The sequence below is a fragment of the Helcococcus sp. KG196 genome, assembly GCF_046035495.1.
Classification (GTDB): domain Bacteria; phylum Bacillota; class Clostridia; order Tissierellales; family Peptoniphilaceae; genus Helcococcus; species Helcococcus ovis.
This window is the reverse complement of the sequence record NZ_JBFNFI010000001.1, coordinates 11948-32442: the sequence shown is the minus strand read 5'-3', so window position 1 is coordinate 32442 and position 20495 is coordinate 11948. Positions and strand designations below refer to the sequence as shown.

Below are 20495 nucleotides of genomic sequence, written 5' to 3'. Positions count from 1 at the left end.
TACATTTTCTTAACTAATCTAAATTTATGTTAATATTACAATGTATTAATATAATTGATTTTTATAAATTTTATACATATAATTACAATAAGTTAGGAGTAAAAAATGACAAAATCAATGAAAAAATTTATTGTCCTATGGTTTGGACAATTAACTGCATCTGTAGGACATGGATTAACAACTTTCGCACTAAGTGTTTTTGCATTTTCTGTTTCTCAATCCGCAATTGATACTTCAATGGTAATGCTTTTAGGATTTTTACCATATATTATATTAATTGTCCCATCAGGAGTTCTTGCAGATAAGTATGATAGAAGATTAATGATGATATTGGGTGATGGACTTTCTGCATTAGGAATATTATATATATTAATAATAAAATTGTACGGAAATCTTACACTAATAGATGTATACATAGGTGTAACTATAAGTTCAATTTTTTCAGCACTAATGACTCCTGCATATCAAGCAACAGTAAGTGACATTCTAACAAAAAATGAATATATTAAAGCAAGTGGACTAGTACAAATTTCAAACTCTGCAAAATTTTTAGTTTCACCCATTTTGGCCGGCTTTTTAATTAATATTCAAAATGGATTTGAAATTATTTTATTAATCGATGTATTAACTGTTTTCGTAACCATAGCTACAACCTTATATATTAAAAATGATTTAAGGCAATGTAAACTTCATGATACAGAAAAAGATTTCTTTCAAAATCTTTTAAATACATGGAAATTATTAAAAAAAGATAAAAGTATATTTAAATTAGTGTTAATTTCTATGCTATTAACATTTTTTATAGCATTTATACACACATTATCCAGTCCTTATTTTTTATCATTTTCCGATAGTAAAACATTGGGTAATGCTATGACTATTGCTGCATTTGGAATGTTTTTATCAGGTGCTTTTTTAAGTATTCATTCAATTACGAAAAATCATATAAAAAAATTATCACTTTCACTTTTATCAGGTGGAATTTTTATGATAGGATTTGGTTTAACTACTAATATTTATATTATAACTCTATTTGGTTTTCTATTTTTTGCAACATTACCAGTTGCAAATAGTACAATAGATTATCTAATAAGAATAAATCTAGACAATAAACATGAGGGAAGAATTTGGTCATTTGTTACATTTATATCTCAAATGGGATTTGTACTTGCGTATCCTACCTCAGGACTATTAGCTGACAATATTTTTTCACCAATTATGTCAAAAGGTGGATTACTTGAAAATTCAGTTGGTAAAATCATAGGAGTTGGAAGTGGAAAAGGAATCGGGTTATTAATTATAATTGCCGGAATTTGTCTTTCACTTACTTCCTTAATTATAATTAAATCAAAAAATATTAGAAAATTGGAGAAAGTAAATTCCATTAATAATTAATATAAAAATACCGAAAAATCACTTAATTACATTCTAGTGACTATTCGGTATTTTATTTTAATTGTTATAAATTAATGTTTCCGGATACGAAAAATTTAATTTAATATTTTTATTTGGGTTTATAATTAAATTTAATATTGTATCTTCTTTAGTCCCCATTCTTGTTTCTATAATTAATTTCCTATAAGGCTTAAAGCCACATTTTTCCTGAACTCTTTTAGATTGATTATTAAAAATGAAATATCCGGATGTTAAGAAATCATAATTTAATTCATTAAATAAATAATTTATAACAGCATTTACCGCCTCAGGCATTAATCCTTTTCCCCAATAATCTTTACTTAATACAAATCCTAATTCTCTTCCAATATAATTATTAAATTCAGTTAGTTCATTTTCACGCTTATATTTTTCAATTCCTAATGATCCTATTACTTTCTTATCATCCCTATGAAATAATGCAAAAGTTTTATTTTCTTCAATAAACATATTTAATATTTCTTGAGATTTTTCTTTATTTTCATGTGGATTCCATCCAGCCATCTGTCCAACACCATCTACAGAAGCATATTCATAAAAATCATCTAAATCTCCTTGTTCAAATTGTCTAATTATTAGTCTTTTTGTTTCAATAATTTTTCCATTTATCTTAAAATCTGCATTCATAAATAACTCCTATATTAATTTATAATATATTTTACTATATTTTAAAAATATTTTTATTACTGTTTATCACAATCATAACTCCCAATAAGATAACAGCAATGATTAATAATTAGATATTAAACCATTTTGATAATTTTTTTAATTTTAGTATGAATTTTTTTTATATTTTTCACAAATATAGAACCATTTTATTTATAAGTAAAATTTTGGTATTATTTCTTAATTTATATTTCAAAAATTTTATATGAAAATTAGATCCAAATTGTAATTATATTGTATATTGGTTTAATTTGATAAAATTTTTGAGTAATAATACAATTTATTTAATTTAAATATTCCTACTTCAAATATTTTTCAAACCATTTTTGAATTTCATACAATCTTTTTAATCTTGCCTGTGGTTTTCCTGTTCTGGATAAATCGTGATTTTCACCTTCAAAAATAACAAGTTTTGTATCTACATTATTCATCTTTAAAGAAGCATACATTTGTACACCCTGTTCTAAAGGACAACGGTAATCTTCACTCGCATGTATGAATAATGTTGGTGTTTTTACATTTTTTGCATATTTTAATGGGGATTGTTCCCAAACTTTTTCTAAATTATCTAATGGATTCGCCTGTGTTTGATCATCAACGAAGCAATATCCTATATCACTCACTCCATAAAATGATGTCCAATTTGAAATTGACCTTTGACTATTTGCCACCTTAAATCTATCTGTATGACCAATTATCCAATTTGTCATGAAACCACCGTAACTTCCGCCCATTACGGCTAATCTTAATTGATCTATATCTGAATATTTTTCAAGAACTTCATCTGTAAATTTCATTAAATCGTCAAAGTCGATAGTTCCATATTTTCCACGAATGTCTGAAAAATCATCTCCTCTACCTGATGAGCCTCTTGGATTTGTGTAAAATACAAAATATCCTTGATTTGCTAAAAATTGCATTTCATGATGTAAAACTGTTGAATACGCAGTTTTTGGCCCACCATGAATCTGTAAAATTCCTGGATATTTTTTACCTTTTTCATAACCAACTGGTTTTATAACATATCCAACAAATTTATTTCCATCATTTTCAAAATTAAATTCTTCAATTTTAGATAAATTTACTGCTTCTAAATCTTTTGAAAAATCTGTTAACTTAATTTCTTGATTATTTTCTAATTTATATAATTCTGGAAGTTGTAAATCTCTCATTGCTGTAAAATAAAAATCATTTCCATCATATGTAAATCCTTCAACTGACCCATTTCTTGAAATAACTTCTTCTATATTTCCATCTAAATCAATACTTGATAAAACAGCATTGTCAAAATATGTTGAAATATAATACATCTTATCATCAACTATTTGAACTGCATTACCTTCTCCCTGTCTAGCATCTGTACCAACTGAATTAAAAAATGCAATATCGATATTATCTGATGAAATTTGTTTTTCATTTTTGCCATCTATGTCGAAATAGAAAACTTTAGCGTCTTCATTTAATCCAGTTTTCTTCATATCTGTCGCAATACTAATTATTCCATCTTTGATAAAATCAGCGTAATAATGAACTTTTCCTTTAGAAATTTCTTTAATTTTTAGAGTTGATAAATCTAATATTCCTATATAATTTGTTAATTCCATTACATCAGTATTGTTTGAGTAAATAACAACAGCATATGTTTTATTTTTATTTAAAACAAAATCCGAAATTTCAATTTCATCAGAATTTATTTTTTTATCATTCCCATTCTCATCTAAAATGTGTAAATCGGTTTTATTCCCATAAATGTATCCTGCACCATTAAACCAAAATGGAAGTTTAGTTATATCTTGATAATCTAATTTTTCAGCTGAAATATTATTTGTATAAATAATTTTATTATCATTTAATTCATAAAATTTTCCAATGGAATGCTCTGATTTTAGAAATTCTACAGCTTCTCCACCATTTGGATTAATTTTGTACAATCTTGATTTAATTTCTTTTTCTTCTTTTTTTGAATCTCCGTAAATTATTTCTTCTAGTTCTTTTGGAAGTTTCTCTTTTTTCTTTGAGTCTACATTCCTACTTGATGAAAATACAATTGAGCCATCTTTGAAGAATGTAAAATATCCATCTTTTCCAGAATTTGTCAATTGTATTTGTTTTTTTAATTTTTTATCATATAAATAAATGTTTTTTTCATATATATTTTCTTTCATATTTACTGTAGTAATATGATATACTACAAAATTTTCATTTTGATCAATATTACTAATATATTTAAAGTCCTTAAAACTATCTATTTTCAATTTAATCCTCCTAATTATTTTTTTAGTTTTAACTAATATTATACATGAAATTTGATATTTACGCCATAATTAATTAGTTAAATTATTTAACCATCTTTTCTTTTTATAAAGAGGTAATATTAAGAAAAATTTTATAAATTCTTCTAGACTCACTATTGTAAAAATCCATTCAATTTTCCATTTTAATAATAAAACACCTATAAATGACATTGGAATCGCAAATCCCCACATTGTTGAAAGCTCAATTAAAAAAGGAATTTTTGTTTCTCCACCAGATCTAAATATTCCTGTATAAAGCATACCATTTAAAAATCTAAAAGGTATAAATATTCCTCTAATTATCAATAATGTAATTGCTGTTGCATAAATACCAGACTCAATATTAGTATATATTTTCATCAAAACATTTGGTAAACCGGCAAGTATTGTTAATGATATAATTCCCATAATTGATGTTATCTGTAAAAAATATTTTGCATATCTGTCTGCTTTGTCAATTTTACCAGCTCCAAGAGTTTGTCCTATTAATACTGAAGCAGATGTATTGACTGCATTTACTATAATAAAAAATATATTTTGAATTGTATTTGAAAGTTGAATTGATGCAGTTGCGTCCTTTCCTATACGTGCATAAGCTATTGCAAAAAGTAATTGTCCTAATGCCCATAATATTTCAGCAAGAATAATAGTAACACCTATTTCAAAATATCTCTTAATTTTCACAAATTCAAATTTAAATAAATTAAATGGTTTTAATGAATTTATTCTTGAACTATTTCTAAAAATCAAAAAGCTGAGAATCAATATTTCAACAAATCTAGCCATTATTGTACCTAGAGCAGCACCAGAAACTCCCATTGCTGGAGCTCCGAATTTTCCAAATATAAATACATAATTAAAAAATACATTTACAAAAAACGAAATTATGGAAACTAAAAGAGGTTCTTTAGCTCTATTACATGATCTTAAAACTGTGTTATAACATTGCGAAATTGCTGTTATAACAAATGTAAATGAAATTAATCGCAAATAACTTATTCCGACATTTATTACCTCTTCATCAGGTATTAATATTCTCATTATTTGATATGGAAATATTAGTGAAAATACAGTAAATAAAATCCCAATTATTAGACTAAACTGCATGATTATTGTTAAATATTTTCTAACACTATTTAAATCCTTATCCCCAAAATATTGTGCAAAAAATACTGAACCTGTACTACAAACTCCAAAGCACGCAACAAAGAAGAAAAATACAAATTGATTAACAAGTCCAACTGCAGCAATCTCTACCCCACCTAAAGAACTTATCATTACTGTATCTGCCATATTAATTGATGTAGATATCAAAAACTGTATTGAAACTGGAAGTGCAACTGATAACATCATTTTTAAAAATGTTTTGTCGCTTAAAAATATTTTTTTACTCATAATAACCTACTATCTATTTTTAAAATACTCATTTGTCTTTTTAACAACTACTCCACTCAATAAAAATAAACCAATTAAATTTGGAATAGCCATTAAACCATTTAATGTATCTGAAATTGACCATATATCTTCAAGTCCACCAACTGCCCCTACATAAATTAAAGGTATATAAATAATTCTATAAATTAATACATATTTATCACCAAATATGTATGCAAAACATCTTTCACCATAGTAGTACCAACCAACAATTGTAGAAAATGCAAATAATGTTAATCCAATTGAAACTACATATTCTCCACCTAAAAATCCTGTATTAAATGCTGACATTGCAAGTTCAACACCTTTAAGACCGCTACTCCATTTACCTGAAATAAGTATTGTAAATGCGGTCATAGTACAAATTACAATTGTATCCATAAATACTTCATAAACTCCCCACATTGCCTGCTCTACAGGATGATTTGTTTTAGCAGCACTATGAGCAATTGGTGCAGAACCTAAACCGGCTTCATTTGTAAAAATCCCTCTTGAAAATCCTTGTTTTAATGTAATCAATAAAGTTGAACCTACAAATCCTCCCACAGCAGCATGCGGTGTAAATGCACTTTTAAAAATTTCAGAAACAACATTAGGTATTTCACTATAATTTACAAATATTACTATTAATGAACCCAGTATATAGGAAAATGCCATAATTGGTACGAGTCTACTTGTAACTTTTGCTATATTTTTTAAGCCACCAATTAAAACTAAAGCACTTAAAAACATTACAATTCCTCCAACGATTGAAGGATTGAAATTAAACGAAGTTTTCAAAGCTTGTGAAATAGAATTTGACTGTGTCATATTTCCTATACCAAATGATGCTACCATTCCAAACAAAGCAAAAAGAAATGCTAAAATCGGCTTGTTCGCCCCATTTTTTAAGTAATACATTGGTCCACCTGAAAAATGTCCTGTTTTGTCATTTTTTTCTCTGTATACTATTGCAAGTATAACTTCTGCATATTTTGTAAACATTCCAAAAAATGCAGAAACCCATATCCAAAATACTGCACCTGGACCACCGACTGCAATCGCCAACGAAACACCTGCGATATTCCCTGTACCAACTGTAGCCGCTAATGCTGTTGTAACTGCTTGAAATGGTGTAATAGTGCCATCTCCATCATGATTTTTATGAAACATCTTAAGAAATGTACTTTTTAATATCAAACCAAATTTTCTAAAAATTATTCCTTTTGTCCTTATCATAATTAAGAGACCAGCCCCTAATAATAAAATTATCATTGGCCAGCCCCAAACTATATTAGAAATAATTTTATTTATTTTTAATATTTCTGACATAAAACTCCTATTTTGCATTATTTTCAGCAATTTTAACTATTAATTCAGATGCTTTCCTCATCCATTCAATAGGAATAAATTCATATCTTCCATGAAAATTCATCCCCCCTGCAAATATATTTGGAGTTGGCAATCCCATAAATGATAATTTTGCACCATCTGTGCCACCTCTAATTGGAACAATATTTGGTACAATCCCAATGTCTTCCATTGATTTCTTAGCAAGTTCAACTATATGCATTTTTGACATAATTTTTTCCTTCATATTAAAGTATGAATCTGTAATTTCTAATTTTATAGCATCGATATATTTTGTATTCAAATATTGAGCCGCTGCTTTCAATATTTCTTTCTTGTTGGTAAATTTATCCATATCGTGATCACGTATAATATATACCATTTCAGTAAATTCCACAGTTCCGGAAAAATCTACTAAGTGTATAAATCCTTCATAATTTTCTGTGTATTCAGGCTTTTGTGCAACAGGAAGCATTGATTCAAACTCCATACCAATTTTTACTGAATTTATCATTGTATTTTTAGAAGAACCGGGGTGAACATTTTTTCCTTGAATTTTAACAATTGCTGTTGCAGCATTAAAATTTTCATACTCTAATTCTCCAATTGGTCCGCCATCCATTGTATATGCAAAATCAGCACCGAATCCTTTGACATCAAATAAATCAGCTCCTCTTCCTATTTCCTCATCAGGTGTAAATCCAATTTTTATATCTCCATGCTTAATCTCAGGATGATTTACTAAATATTGAATCGCATCCATTATTTCTGAAACTCCTGCCTTATCGTCAGCTCCTAATAAAGTAGTACCATCTGTTGTGATAAGTTCCATTCCAATTAAATCATTTAAAATAGGAAAATCTGAAACTTTCATTGTATATTCTTCATTTAATTTTATATCCCCACCTTTATATGTAAATATTTGAGGATTAATACATTTACCATCTAAATCCGGTGCAGTATCCATATGTGCAATAAACCCAACTGTAGGAACATCTTTATCTATATTTTTTTCTAAAGTTCCATAAACATATCCATTTTTATCTTGAAATGCATCCTTAATTCCTAATTCTTTTAATTCTTCAACTAAAATTTTACCTAATTCTAATTGTCCTAGTGTACTTGGACATGTCGCATTTTCTTCATTTGATTTTGTATCTACTGATATATATTTTTTAAACCTTTCAATAATATCCATTCAATTCCTCCCTATTTTAAATATTTTCTTAAATTTTCAATTGCTATTTTTAAATTTTCAATTGATGTTGCATAACTTATTCTTAAAAATCCCTCACCACCCGGTCCAAAATATGAACCTGGTATAGTCCCGACTTTTGCATTGTATGCAATTTCAGATGCAAATTCTTGAGAATTTTGATTTCTGTCTTGTGGAATTTTGGCAAAAATATAAAATGCTCCATCAGGACTGGCAACTTCAAAATCTAATTTAGTCAATTCTTCAACTAAAAAATCTCTTCTCTTTTTATATTCACACTTCATTAATTCAGGATCTTGTTTTCCATATTTCATTGCTGCTAATGCTGCATATTGACTTATAGAAGTTGCATTTGTTACATTAAATTGATGCGTTTTAGAAATTTGCTGTATAATTTCATTGCTTGATAATACAAATCCTATTCTCCATCCTGTCATTGCATGTGATTTAGATAATCCTGTAATTAATATTGTATTTTCAGGTATAATATTTGCAATTGAATAATGTGTTTTATCATAAACTAACTCCGCATAAATTTCATCACATATAACATATATGTCGTATTTTTTTATTACTTTTGCTAAATCTTCAAGTTGCTCTTTTGTATAAGTTACACCTGTTGGATTATTTGGATATACCAATACTACTGCTTTATATTTCATATGTGGATTATTTTTAATAATTTTTTCTAACATATCCGCTGTAAATATAAATCCATTTTTACTTGTATCAATCAACTCAAAATTTCCATAACTCATCATTATTTCGGGCATGTACAAAGGAAATGTAGGCGTCGGAATAATCACTACATCTTCCGGATTTAAAATAGCTTGAAATGTTGCATTCATCGCCTCTGTAGCTCCGACTGTAACTATAACTTGATCTTTTGTATAATTAAATCCGAATTTTTCATTATAGTAATTTGCAGTTTCTTCTCTAAGTTCTAAAATTCCGTTACTTACTGTATAATGTGTAAAATTATTGTCTATTGCTTGTTTTGCCGCCTTCTTTATATGGTCAGGCGTATTAAAATCCGGCTCTCCTATTGTTAATTTTATAATATCCGGTATTTGATTTATCTCTTGATTGAATTTTAAGATATTTGATTCTTTCAATTTTTCAACTATTTTATTAAATTTCATTACTACCTCTATTATGTATTATGTTATCTTTATATTTTATATCTTTATTTAATTTTAGTCTAGTAAAAAAGCACTAAAATAGAATATTTTAGTGCTAAAACTTTTATTTATTATCTTCTATTAACTTTTGTAAAATCACAGCATCTTGAGATGCAACATTTTCATATATGTTTTTATAAAACGCAAATAAATCTTTATCTTTTAAGATAAATTTAACTTGTGTATTTGAAAGAGCAACTTTTATCAATTTGTTTTTTTGAGATGACGTCCACGAATCAATTTTGCTCATTTCATGAATTAGACTATGTGTGTGCGAAAAACTTGTACTATCTTCTAACTTATTGATTAAATCTTCTTTATATTTTTCTTCATCTGATTGATTTTTTAATTCATCATCTTTTTCGTGTAGTGCATTATAAAAACGATGTTCTAAAATTTCATTTGTTACTGTACGATTAATAATTTGTTTAACTAATAATTCTAAATCTGAATTTTCTTGATAATCAGCTTGTGAATAATACCTAATTCTTCTATCTTCCAACATTTTAAATACTTTAGATTTATCATTTGTTTCAGCATTATAAACCCCAATTGAATGTCCACCATTCATATTAACAAGTGTCATACATGGTACATCTGTATCACTGTCACCAATATAAATCATGTTTCTAAAAGGAACTCTCTTTTTATCACCTTCATAATGATTATTAACATTTTGATCATTTATATCTAATACACCCTTTTTTATTCTAAATAAAAATTGAGTCTTGTTTGTATAATTTACAGCTTGAGCTGGCCAAACCGCAACACCATCTTCGTCAAAATAGAATGAGCTTGCATAAATCTTCTTAAACTTATCGCTAATGATTGTACCTTCAATCATTTCCTTTAGTCCGGAAGAAATGATATAGTGTTCAACCTCTACTCCGTGCTCATTTCCATAATGATTTATCCTATCAAACCATGTATCTACCCCCGGAAATAATCCAACTTTTGAGCCATACTCTTTTAAATCCTGCTTTGTAAGATTTTTATTTTTAGTCATAAGATACATGTATGCTAAATTTGTATCCATTTCATTTTCAACAGCAAGTTTATTAGATTCTTTCCAAAATTCATTAACTTCATATCCAATTGATTGGATAAATCCTTGAGCCTGCATATCATCTGGAGATAATGTTTTATCAAAATCATAACAGATTGCTATAATTGGCTTTTTATTTTTCTTATCAATTTTCATTTGATACTCCATTTTATCTTAATTATTTGTTAATACTTGATAACACTAGATTCTAACTCATTTTATTATATATTATATATATTAGAAATTCAACAATATGTGAGAATTTGAGGTTTAGATAAGTATATTAATAATATAATTACTCTGATACAATTTTTCATACTAAATTTTATATAATAATCTTTTTAGTATTAAAATATAATGTTACGATTTAATATTTAAAACCAAATTTAATGTTAATAAAGTTTTAGTTCTAATTTTATTTATTATTATATTTATTTTTAAAACCAAAATTTTATATTTTTATATTTAGTTTTAAATTATGTGATAAAAATATTGAAATTATTAAACTTAAAGACAATTTTATAAAACTAAATTACCTAATTAATTGAATTTGGTTGCATATTAAATTTATTCTCAATATTTTTTTGAAACCAAATAATTAATTTCTACAATTTTAGTCCTATTTATAAATAAACCTAATTTATATATTAATTTTGAAAATATTAAATAAATGTAATAATGTTGATACATACAATTTATTTATTTGTGGCATAATATATATGGAGGTATTAACAATCCACAAGCATATGTTTATTATATAAGGAGGAATTATGAATAATATATATCAACAAATAAATGAACTAATAAACTGTTATAAGATATTGCATAAAAAATTAATTGAAAATGAAAAGAAAATGATAGATGGTACGCTTGTTATATCAAAATGTAATGGTAAATGTAGATACTATCATCAATACTACAATAAATTCAATAAGAGATTTGAAAAAAAATATATAAATAAAAAAAAGATTAATAAGGCTAGAAACTTAGCACAAAAATCTTATCAAAAAAAACTAATTAAAAATTTAAGTAATCTTATTCCTTTATTAAAATCCTGCAACGAAATTATAAAAAATCTAAATATTAATTCTATAGATAGTTATAGAAAATATCTCATAAATCCAATAACTATAAATCATATTCATAATATAAATTATTGGCATAATAATATATCTCACACTAATCCATATCAATTTGATAACACAAAAATATTACCTTAAAAGGAGAACAGGTACGTTCTAAATCCGAAAAAATTTTTGCTGATTTGCTATTTAATAAAGGAATAAATTACAAGTACGAGCATTCTCTAAAAGTCGGTAACAGTATATACTATCCTGACTTTACATTATATAGTCCATACACTTTTACAGAAATATATTGGGAACATTTTGGAATGATGGATAATCCTGCATATGCAACTAACGCAATTGATAAACTATACAATTATATTAAAAATGGTTTTATACCCGGGAAAAATCTCATTATAACATTTGAATATTCAAATAAAGTAGTTGATAATAAAATAATAGACAAAATATTAAAGTATTACATTGAATAATATTATTCTGTCTTAAATTAATTCAATCTTATCCCATTCAACTCTACTTCATCCATTGGTATCACTAAGCATGGTCTTCCGTCGATGATGCGTTGTTCAATAAATAAAATACCATCATTATTTGTCCTAATTATAATATTACCTCCACTAACAATATTATAATTTTTATTTATAACATTATCCGCCATAATTTCTAAATCATCTTCTAATTCAACATTTTTCGCACCGACTGATGATAAAAATTCTTTTAATTGTCTTGATTTTAACTTTGGAGCTTCACCCTCGTTTTTTAACTCTTCAGTAAAAATTGTAATATTTTTATTTAACTCCACAAAATCTGATATTTTAAGATTCGGAAGACTACTTTCAATTATTTCATTAAATTTTTCCTTTTGTTCAATAGGATTAAGCTTCATATCACAACCAAGTACACCATTTATAAATTCATCATGAACATCTACGACCTTTCTTGTGTAATATAGACATTCATAAATATTACTTTGACGATTTGTAAATGTTGGATATAAAAAACCTGTCTCCGGCATTTGAACAGTCCAATTTCTTGGATTTTCAACAAAATCATTTTGTTCACTTTTATAACACAACGATGGCTTCGTTAAATTCATAGGGCATATAGCTGTAACAATAAAATTATATACATCTTCAGAATCTTCTAAAAATTGACCATCTGATGCTTTTCTTGGAATGTCATACGAACCTTTAGCAATTAATATGGCATAATTTGATTTAGGATTATAATTTTCAATTATTAAATCTATTAAACTTTGATATTTTTCTCCTGATGAATCTCTAACAGTTTTATACAGCATATCTCGTTTTCCACCATCTACCTCTTCTTCAGGCAAAAAATTAAGTGTTATTAAATTTTTACCTTGGGTACCTGACAATACTTTAGAAAAAATTGTTGCATAAACCTCTCTAATCTCTTCATTCATTACAACAAAATTTGTCTTAGTTGAAAATATTATTTCTTTTGTCATATTCACATATGTAGACCACACATCTGTAATTGAAAAATCATCTGATTTAATAGCTTTTTTTATTTCATTTAACTCTTTTTTTATCATAATAATCTCCTATAATTTATATAATTATTATATCATTATACTCAAAAAAATTGACTAGTAAAACTAGTCAATTAAAATACGATTTATGATTGAAATTTATAAAAATCTTCAACACTTGTTTGTTGGATACCTTCCTTTAACAATTTAACAGCTTCTTTTCCTTTAATTTTTTCAATAATCTTAAACGATTCATATATTGCAATTGCTGCTCCTCTACCTGTAATGATATTTTGATCTTCAACTACAATTTGATTATTTACGTACATCCCTATATTTTCTATTTTATCTTCAAAAGTTGGAAAACTTGTAACTTTTTTATCTCTAATTATGTCTGCCCTGCCAAGAGAAATTGGTCCAGCACATATAGCACTTACTATTTTACCTTCATTGTTAAATTCCTTGATGAAATCAATAACTTGTTGATTATCTCTTAAATTTATTGCTCCCGGTATTCCTCCTGGTATATACAATCCTAAATAATCTTCTCCATTAATTTCATATATAGTCTTATCTGCTAAAACTTGAATATTATGAGATCCAACTACATCTCTTTTATCTGTAATTGAGACAGTATCTACTTCAATACCTGCTCTTCTTAAATAATCAACAGGAGTTAGTGCCTCAATTTCTTCAAATCCTTCAGCTAAAAATACTAAAAACTTTTTCATATTGCCTCCTAAAATATAAAATTTTTATTAAATTTAATTATTATAATATTTTTTACTCATCTTCCTTAAATTTTACGCCGCATATTTTTCTAATTTCAGTCATAACATCAATGATATCTATTGATAGACTATATGGAACTACATCTGATTCATAATTTCCATTTTCAACTACATTTAAGAATTCTTTTAATTGACGCTTAAATGAGTTTTCCATTTCATTAAATGTTTCAATATTAGCTGTATTAAGTCTTTTCATTATTTTTACTGTAGAAATTCTAGAAGGAACACCTATACTTATGATCCCATCTTCTCCTGATATTTCACTTACAACATTTGAATCAATAATTTTTGAACATAATAAAATAACTTCAAAATTGTCATATGACAAAATAGCTGATGTTGAACCATCCACGTTACTTTCTAACATTATACTATTAGCAAATATATTTCTCGGTTTTCCAAATAAAGAAACACAAAGTGAAACAATATAAACTCCTAAGTCCATAATTGCACCATTCGCTAACTCATTTCTGAAAGTTGTTGGATTTTCGCCTCTTAAATATCTATCATATCTTGATGAATATTGATTTAATCCAAATATTGCTCTTCTAATTCTACCTATATTTTGCAAATTATTTTTGATTACATTTAAGTTTTCGGTGTATAATGGAACAACTCCATGATGTACATAAACTTTATTTTTTAAAGCTTCATTAATTAGAACACGAGCTTGACCCGAATTAACAGCTAATGGTTTTTCACAAAAAACAGAGATTCTTCTTTGAATCGCAGCCATAGCTATATTAAAATGTAATGCATTTGGAACAGCTATATAAATAGAATCAATTTCTCCACTATCCAACATTTCAATGTGATTTTCATAAACATTTTTTATAGAATATTTTTCAGCAAATTTTTTTGCATTTTCAATTTTACCACTACAAACAGATGTGACTTCAATGCAATCTTTCATTAGCATTGCACCTTCCATAAATTCGTCCGTGATAAAATTTGTACCAACTATTCCAAATCTCATATCATCCCCCTAATTATTATATTGTTTTATAAATTCTGACGGCGTAATATCCATATATTTCTTAAATACTGAAGAAAAATATCTATAATTTGAAAATCCAACCTCATAAGATATATTTTCTATAGAATAATTTGTTTCATACATAAGCTTAATTGCTTTTTTTATTCTAAAAATATTGATATACTCCGTTAAAGTTTGATTTGTATCTTCCTTAAAATTTTGAAGTATGCTTGTTTTACCTTTATTAGTAATTCTAATTAAATCATCAATATTTATTTTTTGCTTATAATTTTTTTTTATAAATTCAATTACTTGCAATGTAGTTTTAGAGTTAGTGCTTATAACGTCATCAGTATCAAGATTTAGTCTATCTAATTTACTATTTAACTCTATTTCTAAATTTAATATATCTTTATTTTTCTTTATATTAGATATTGCCTTATTAAGTGCATTTTTTAATTCATCATAATCTACGGGTTTCAACAGATATGCTATTGCGTTTTGATTTATTGCATCTTTTGCATATTCAAATTCATCATATCCTGATAAAATTATACTCTCAAAATTTTTATTTTTCACCTGTTTTAGCATATCTAAACCACCAAGAATAGGCATATTAATATCTAAAATTACTATATCAGGATTCAATTTTTTTATCATTTCCAAACCAATCTGACCATTTTCAGCTTCTCCTATAATTGTGCAATTTACTTTTTCCCAATTAAACAAATAGGTTAATCCTCTTCTGATAAATAATTCATCCTCAACTAATAAAACTTTATACATTTCCTACTCCTTTGGAATTAAAATTTTTATTTCTAACCCTGAATTTGAATTTTTTATATTAAATTTATATCTTTCATCGTAAATTAATTTTAACTTTTTATTTATATTATATATTCCAATACTATTTTTACTATTATAATTTTTCATATTTTTTAATATTTCCGATAATTTGCATTCTGAAATACCCGGCCCATTGTCATTTATTATAATTTCAATATTTTCATCTAAATTTTTAATTTCTAAATTAATTTCTAAATTTTGTTGAGATTTATAAGTGTATTTTATTGAGTTTTCAACTATTGGTTGTAATATTAATTTTGGTATTTCCATCATTAATACGCTATCATCAACATAAATACTATATTTTAATCTTTCTTGATATCTTATTTTTTGAAGTTCCAAATATGAATTCAAGTAATTTATTTCATCACTTACACTTGAAAAAAATCCCTTAAAATCAATTGTATATCTTAAAATTTTTGATAAATTCATAATATATTTATCAGCCGATTTAATGTCAAAATATATCAAATATCTTAGGGATTCTAAAGTATTAAATAAAAAGTGGGGGTTAAATTGTGTATTCAAAAATTTTACTTGATCCACATCGCTTAAATATGAATATTGTTGATTTTTTGCAATAAGCATATTTATTTCATTTAACATATTATTGTAGTCTTCATCAAGATGTTTAAGTTCTTCAAATAATTCAGATTCTATATTATCATCTTTATCAAATTTCTTTCCTCTTATATTTGAAATCATAATATTTAATGATTTCATATTTTTTTTAGATAAAATATCCCAAGTAATTACAACAGTTAAAAATGTCAAAACAGATAATAAAATAATACTGAAAAGCATAACCCAACCAAAACTCACTATTGGGGTAATTTTATTAACCGTGGCAACTCTCATATCTAAATTTCCTATGACAGATTCAATATAATAAAATTTATCATTATTAATTTTTACTAAATTATTTGATAATCTCTGCCCATTAAATTTATAAACCTTACCAATTATATAATCATTATTTGAACTTATTACTTGATTAAATTTCCCGATTATAAAATTAATTGTATTATTATTAGAATTTAGTATTCTAGACATACTATTTAAATCAATATCAATAATTATTATATATTCTTTATTATTAATTTTTTCTTTAATTTCTACAAATTGCTGAATTTTTTTACTATTAAAACTTGTTATAAGTGAAATATTGTTTTCAATTTTAACTGTCTGCCAAATATTTATATTTTTATAATTTACTAAATTCTCGTCATAATTCTTCGAAGTAAAAATTGAATTGTACTTTTCATTAAACACAACTAGATTTACATCTATTTTAAGAGAATTTTTTAATTTATAAAATTCATATAATATATTTGCTCTATTTATATCATTATTAAAGCCCTCCTTATATTTTTTTTTAATAAAATCTCTTGAAAAATTTATAATTTCACTATAATCCTTATTAATTATATTACTAACTTCTATATTAGAATTATTATTAATTTTTTGCTCATTAAATCTAACCAAAGATATAAATAAAATCATAATTAATATTATTAAAACTATTATTGGTATTATGCTATATTTATATGCTAATTTTCTATTGTATTTTTTAAATGTATTTTGATTATCTTTCATATGTATATTATATCAAAAATATAATATTAGGAATAAATGTTTATTTCTAAATCTACAATATTTTACGAAATATAAAATACTATTTCGGTTTTTCCCATACGGGCTATCACATTAAAGCTTAACCCAGCAGCCTCTTTTAATTCAGTTTTATTCATATTTTTATCTATAAGTAGTTTCCAAAGATTATTATAGCAAACCGGCATTTTAATACCTCCTAAAGTAAATACTACACAGTTATGGTTTATTTAATTATAACATAATAAATCTTTTTTTTAATATATCTCACGATATCATTAGATATTCTCTCCACTTTATCATAAAAAAACAGGAATGCATACAAATCGTATAAATTCCTGTTTATATTTTACATTGAAATTTCTTTTTTTCCTGAAACTTTGAAGAATAACATTAATGATACTACTGTTAGCACAATTAATATAGTTGCTAAAGCTGCAGCATTACCATAATTTCCTCTTAAAACTTCAGTGTAGATACTTACTGTCATTGTCTTGGTTTTTGGACTATATAGCAAGATTGATGTTGATAATTCTGATAATATATAAATCCAACTTAATATTGCTCCTGAAATTACCCCTGATCTCATCATTGGTAAAATAATTTTAGTAAATGACTTCATAGGAGATGCACCTAAGTTTTCGGCGGCCTCTTCTATTGAAGGACTGATTTGGTATAAAGCTGTAACTGAAGATCTGATTGTATATGGTAATCTTCTAATTACAAAAGCTATTATCATTATCGTAGCGGTACCACTTAATAACAATGGTTTTGAACTAAATGTTGATAATAATGAAATACCCATTACCGAACCAGGAACGATATATGGTAACATTGATAAAACATCTAATGCTTGTGACATATTATTTCTTCTTTTAACAGCTACATATGCAATTAATACTCCCATTATCAATATTATAATTATCGCAATAAACGCAAGTATGAATGTAGATGTAATTGATGTACCTAATCTACTAAAAGCATTTCTATAACTATCTAAAGATAATCCTTTTACAAATATGGAACCTCGTGTTTTTCTAAATGATGTATATATAACATATAGCAACGGTGCTATAGACACAAATACGTAAAAATAGACATATAAATGTGCAATTATATTTTTTAATCCTGTTTCCTTCTTAGCTTCAATTGGGTGTAATGCACTCATTGAAAATGCTTTTTTTTCAGCTATATATTTTTGAATTAAAAATATTGTAATAGCCATTATAATTACTACTACTGAAATTGCAGCAGCAAAAGCTGTATCTCCTCCAATTTCTCCAACAAACTGATTATATATCATAACCGGAACAGTTTGATATCCTTCACCTATTAACATCGGAGTACCAAAGTCAGCAAATGCTCTCATAAATACAAGTAATGATGCTGATAAAATTGATGGAATCAATAGCGGAACAAATACTTTCATAATTCTTTTAAAACCGGTCATTCCTAAATTTTCTGCAGCCTCAACTAATGATTTATCTATATTTTTCATAGCTCCCATAAGGTACATATAAATTAATGGTACCATTTGAAGAGTAAGTACCAGCAAAATACCATGAAAGCCATAAATGCTTATACCCGTAACACCTATACTTCTCAATGATTTTGTTATAACTCCGGATCTTCCTAATAAAAGTACCCAAGAGTACGCACCAATAAAAGGAGGACTCATTGATGAAATAAGAATCAAAATTTGAATAAATGAAGATCCCTTAATTTTTACAGTTGTCATAAAATACGCTAATGGGAATGCCACAATCGCACACGCAATTGTTGTTGCAATTGTAACTAAAAGTGAATTTATCAATGTTTGGGAATAATATGATTCTCCGAAAAATCTCTTAAAATAAGCTAAAGAAAATCCTTGTCCTTCTACATAAAAACTTGATTTTATAAGTCCAAATAAAGGAACTATTAAAAATAATACATACAAAAGAATAAGAACAATAGTAATTACAGACCAAATACTTTTAGATTTTCCTTTAGTTTGCATCGTTTTCTACTCCTTTTGTTATACTTTTTTCTGTGTCAAAATCAAATATATTTATTTTATCCATTTTAACTGTAAGGACAACTTCTTCACCTATTGGAATAATATTTGAAAGTGATGATTCCTGGATAACTTCCACTCTTTCTCCATTTGTTAACTCTACAAAATAGTGAGTATTAATACCTAAAAACATATTATCAATTACTTTTCCTTTTAGCCCATTACCTTCTCTACTTATTACAAACTCTTCAGGTCTAATTGATAATTTAACTTTTTTAGGTGTTTCAATAATTATATTTTCCGATTCAACTTTATAATTGTCAGAAAATACAATATATTTTTTACCTTTTTCAACTTCAATATTTCTTGAAATAATATTTGTACGACCTATAAAACTTGCTACAAATACATTCGCAGGTCTGTGATATATGTGTTGTGGAGTACCGATATGTTGAATTACCCCATTATTCATTACAGCAATTCTATCAGAAACTGCCATAGCTTCTTCTTGGTCATGAGTAACATATACAGTTGTAATCCCTACATCTTTTTGAATTCTTTTAATTACATTTCTCATTTCAACTCTTAATTTTGCATCTAGATTTGAAAGAGGTTCGTCCATCAATAATACATCCGGTTCAATAACAATAGCTCTAGCAAGTGCTATTCTTTGTTGTTGTCCTCCAGACATATTTTCCGGTAAAGAGTTTTTTAAATTTGAAATTTTTACAGTTTCTAGGATTTTATCGACTCTACCTTCAATAACATTCTTTTCAATTTTTCTAGTTTTTAATCCAAATGCAACATTTTCACCGGCTGTCAAATGTGGAAATATTGCATAATTTTGAAATACCATACCTATATTTCTATCTTTAGGAGCAACATCATTTATTCTCTTATCTCCAAAATAAATATTTCCTCCTTCAATTGAATTAAAACCAGCAATCATTCTCAACAAGGTTGTTTTTCCACAACCTGAAGGACCCAATAGAGTAAAAAACTCTCCCTGATTTATCTCTACAGATAAATCAGGAATTATTGTTTTACTTCCATATCTTTTTATTAAATTTTCACACTTAATTACTGTACTCAT

The 20495-nt window shown here is 26.2% G+C and carries 18 protein-coding genes; 3 read left to right on the top strand and 15 right to left on the bottom strand.

The window, feature by feature from the left end:
- Positions 1 to 105: 105 nt before the first annotated feature.
- Positions 106 to 1395 carry an MFS transporter gene (locus tag ABGF45_RS00165; RefSeq protein WP_134710752.1) on the top strand — a complete coding sequence of 430 codons (1290 nt, stop codon included), beginning with the start codon at positions 106 to 108 and terminating at the stop codon, positions 1393 to 1395.
- A 57-nt stretch (positions 1396 to 1452) separates the two neighbouring features.
- Here ABGF45_RS00165 and ABGF45_RS00160 read toward each other — a convergent pair whose 3' ends face one another.
- The 7 genes from ABGF45_RS00160 to ABGF45_RS00130 form a co-directional block, all read right to left on the bottom strand.
- Positions 1453 to 2061 (bottom strand): GNAT family N-acetyltransferase, encoded by a 609-nt coding sequence (locus ABGF45_RS00160; protein WP_134710753.1) that lies wholly within the window; start codon positions 2059 to 2061, stop codon positions 1453 to 1455.
- A 338-nt stretch (positions 2062 to 2399) separates the two neighbouring features.
- Positions 2400 to 4355 carry a S9 family peptidase gene (locus ABGF45_RS00155; protein ID WP_134710754.1) on the bottom strand — a complete coding sequence of 652 codons (1956 nt, stop codon included), beginning with the start codon at positions 4353 to 4355 and terminating at the stop codon, positions 2400 to 2402.
- A 69-nt stretch (positions 4356 to 4424) separates the two neighbouring features.
- Positions 4425 to 5789 carry an MATE family efflux transporter gene (locus tag ABGF45_RS00150; RefSeq protein ID WP_408112610.1) on the bottom strand — a complete coding sequence of 455 codons (1365 nt, stop codon included), beginning with the start codon at positions 5787 to 5789 and terminating at the stop codon, positions 4425 to 4427.
- A 9-nt stretch (positions 5790 to 5798) separates the two neighbouring features.
- Entirely contained in the window at positions 5799 to 7139 is a 1341-nt protein-coding gene (locus ABGF45_RS00145; protein ID WP_134710756.1) for a sodium:alanine symporter family protein, read from the bottom strand.
- A gap of 7 nt (positions 7140 to 7146) precedes the next feature.
- Entirely contained in the window at positions 7147 to 8355 is a 1209-nt protein-coding gene (gene pepT, locus ABGF45_RS00140; RefSeq protein ID WP_134744560.1) for a peptidase T, read from the bottom strand.
- 11 nt (positions 8356 to 8366) lie between these two features.
- The gene (locus ABGF45_RS00135) at positions 8367 to 9515 is read right to left on the bottom strand and encodes an aminotransferase class I/II-fold pyridoxal phosphate-dependent enzyme (protein WP_134744561.1); all 1149 of its coding nucleotides are present in this window, start codon (positions 9513 to 9515) and stop codon (positions 8367 to 8369) included.
- Positions 9516 to 9618: 103 nt separating this feature from the next.
- Positions 9619 to 10755: a haloacid dehalogenase-like hydrolase gene (locus tag ABGF45_RS00130; RefSeq protein WP_245151243.1), complete on the bottom strand. Its 1137-nt coding sequence runs from the start codon at positions 10753 to 10755 to the stop codon at positions 9619 to 9621.
- Between the two features lie 614 nt (positions 10756 to 11369).
- Between ABGF45_RS00130 and ABGF45_RS00125 the strand changes: the two genes are divergently transcribed.
- Together ABGF45_RS00125 and ABGF45_RS00120 are read left to right on the top strand one after the other, a co-directional pair.
- Positions 11370 to 11819, top strand: a complete 450-nt coding sequence (locus ABGF45_RS00125) for a hypothetical protein (RefSeq protein WP_134710760.1) — start codon at positions 11370 to 11372, stop codon at positions 11817 to 11819.
- A 173-nt stretch (positions 11820 to 11992) separates the two neighbouring features.
- Complete coding sequence (locus tag ABGF45_RS00120) at positions 11993 to 12157, top strand: hypothetical protein (protein ID WP_167554083.1); 165 nt, start codon at positions 11993 to 11995, stop codon at positions 12155 to 12157.
- 17 nt (positions 12158 to 12174) lie between these two features.
- On the opposite strand, the gene ABGF45_RS00115 is transcribed toward ABGF45_RS00120, so the two are convergent.
- The 8 genes from ABGF45_RS00115 to ABGF45_RS00080 form a co-directional block, all read right to left on the bottom strand.
- Complete coding sequence (locus ABGF45_RS00115; protein WP_134744269.1) at positions 12175 to 13245, bottom strand: DUF4317 family protein; 1071 nt, start codon at positions 13243 to 13245, stop codon at positions 12175 to 12177.
- A gap of 83 nt (positions 13246 to 13328) precedes the next feature.
- Positions 13329 to 13913, bottom strand: a complete 585-nt coding sequence (locus tag ABGF45_RS00110) for a DJ-1 family glyoxalase III (RefSeq protein ID WP_134710762.1) — start codon at positions 13911 to 13913, stop codon at positions 13329 to 13331.
- A gap of 52 nt (positions 13914 to 13965) precedes the next feature.
- Positions 13966 to 14949, bottom strand: a complete 984-nt coding sequence (locus ABGF45_RS00105) for a Gfo/Idh/MocA family protein (RefSeq protein ID WP_134710763.1) — start codon at positions 14947 to 14949, stop codon at positions 13966 to 13968.
- A gap of 9 nt (positions 14950 to 14958) precedes the next feature.
- Positions 14959 to 15735, bottom strand: coding sequence for a response regulator (locus ABGF45_RS00100; protein ID WP_134710764.1), 777 nt, complete (start codon positions 15733 to 15735; stop codon positions 14959 to 14961).
- A gap of 3 nt (positions 15736 to 15738) precedes the next feature.
- Complete coding sequence (locus tag ABGF45_RS00095) at positions 15739 to 17391, bottom strand: sensor histidine kinase (protein WP_134710765.1); 1653 nt, start codon at positions 17389 to 17391, stop codon at positions 15739 to 15741.
- 62 nt (positions 17392 to 17453) lie between these two features.
- Positions 17454 to 17594, bottom strand: coding sequence for a helix-turn-helix transcriptional regulator (locus ABGF45_RS00090; RefSeq protein ID WP_134710797.1), 141 nt, complete (start codon positions 17592 to 17594; stop codon positions 17454 to 17456).
- A 161-nt stretch (positions 17595 to 17755) separates the two neighbouring features.
- The gene (locus ABGF45_RS00085) at positions 17756 to 19405 is read right to left on the bottom strand and encodes an iron ABC transporter permease (RefSeq protein ID WP_134710766.1); all 1650 of its coding nucleotides are present in this window, start codon (positions 19403 to 19405) and stop codon (positions 17756 to 17758) included.
- Positions 19395 to 20495 (bottom strand): ABC transporter ATP-binding protein, encoded by a 1101-nt coding sequence (locus ABGF45_RS00080; protein ID WP_134710767.1) that lies wholly within the window; start codon positions 20493 to 20495, stop codon positions 19395 to 19397. Before ABGF45_RS00080 ends, ABGF45_RS00085 begins: the two co-directional genes overlap by 11 nt.

Excerpts from the sequence above, each read along its gene's own strand:
- ABGF45_RS00100 (WP_134710764.1), bottom strand. The coding sequence starts at position 15,735 with ATGTATAAAGTTTTATTAGTTGAGGATGAATTATTTATCAGAAGAGGA.
- ABGF45_RS00150 (WP_408112610.1), bottom strand. The coding sequence starts at position 5,789 with ATGAGTAAAAAAATATTTTTAAGCGACAAAACATTTTTAAAAATGATG.
- ABGF45_RS00160 (WP_134710753.1), bottom strand. The coding sequence starts at position 2,061 with ATGAATGCAGATTTTAAGATAAATGGAAAAATTATTGAAACAAAAAGA.
- ABGF45_RS00120 (WP_167554083.1), top strand. The coding sequence starts at position 11,993 with ATGATGGATAATCCTGCATATGCAACTAACGCAATTGATAAACTATAC.
- ABGF45_RS00095 (WP_134710765.1), bottom strand. The coding sequence starts at position 17,391 with ATGAAAGATAATCAAAATACATTTAAAAAATACAATAGAAAATTAGCA.
- ABGF45_RS00105 (WP_134710763.1), bottom strand. The coding sequence starts at position 14,949 with ATGAGATTTGGAATAGTTGGTACAAATTTTATCACGGACGAATTTATG.
- ABGF45_RS00130 (WP_245151243.1), bottom strand. The coding sequence starts at position 10,755 with ATGAAAATTGATAAGAAAAATAAAAAGCCAATTATAGCAATCTGTTAT.
- pepT (WP_134744560.1), bottom strand. The coding sequence starts at position 8,355 with ATGGATATTATTGAAAGGTTTAAAAAATATATATCAGTAGATACAAAA.
- ABGF45_RS00115 (WP_134744269.1), bottom strand. The coding sequence starts at position 13,245 with ATGATAAAAAAAGAGTTAAATGAAATAAAAAAAGCTATTAAATCAGAT.
- ABGF45_RS00090 (WP_134710797.1), bottom strand. The coding sequence starts at position 17,594 with ATGCCGGTTTGCTATAATAATCTTTGGAAACTACTTATAGATAAAAAT.
- ABGF45_RS00110 (WP_134710762.1), bottom strand. The coding sequence starts at position 13,913 with ATGAAAAAGTTTTTAGTATTTTTAGCTGAAGGATTTGAAGAAATTGAG.
- ABGF45_RS00145 (WP_134710756.1), bottom strand. The coding sequence starts at position 7,139 with ATGTCAGAAATATTAAAAATAAATAAAATTATTTCTAATATAGTTTGG.
- ABGF45_RS00165 (WP_134710752.1), top strand. The coding sequence starts at position 106 with ATGACAAAATCAATGAAAAAATTTATTGTCCTATGGTTTGGACAATTA.
- ABGF45_RS00125 (WP_134710760.1), top strand. The coding sequence starts at position 11,370 with ATGAATAATATATATCAACAAATAAATGAACTAATAAACTGTTATAAG.
- ABGF45_RS00135 (WP_134744561.1), bottom strand. The coding sequence starts at position 9,515 with ATGAAATTTAATAAAATAGTTGAAAAATTGAAAGAATCAAATATCTTA.
- ABGF45_RS00080 (WP_134710767.1), bottom strand. The coding sequence starts at position 20,495 with ATGAGTACAGTAATTAAGTGTGAAAATTTAATAAAAAGATATGGAAGT.
- ABGF45_RS00085 (WP_134710766.1), bottom strand. The coding sequence starts at position 19,405 with ATGCAAACTAAAGGAAAATCTAAAAGTATTTGGTCTGTAATTACTATT.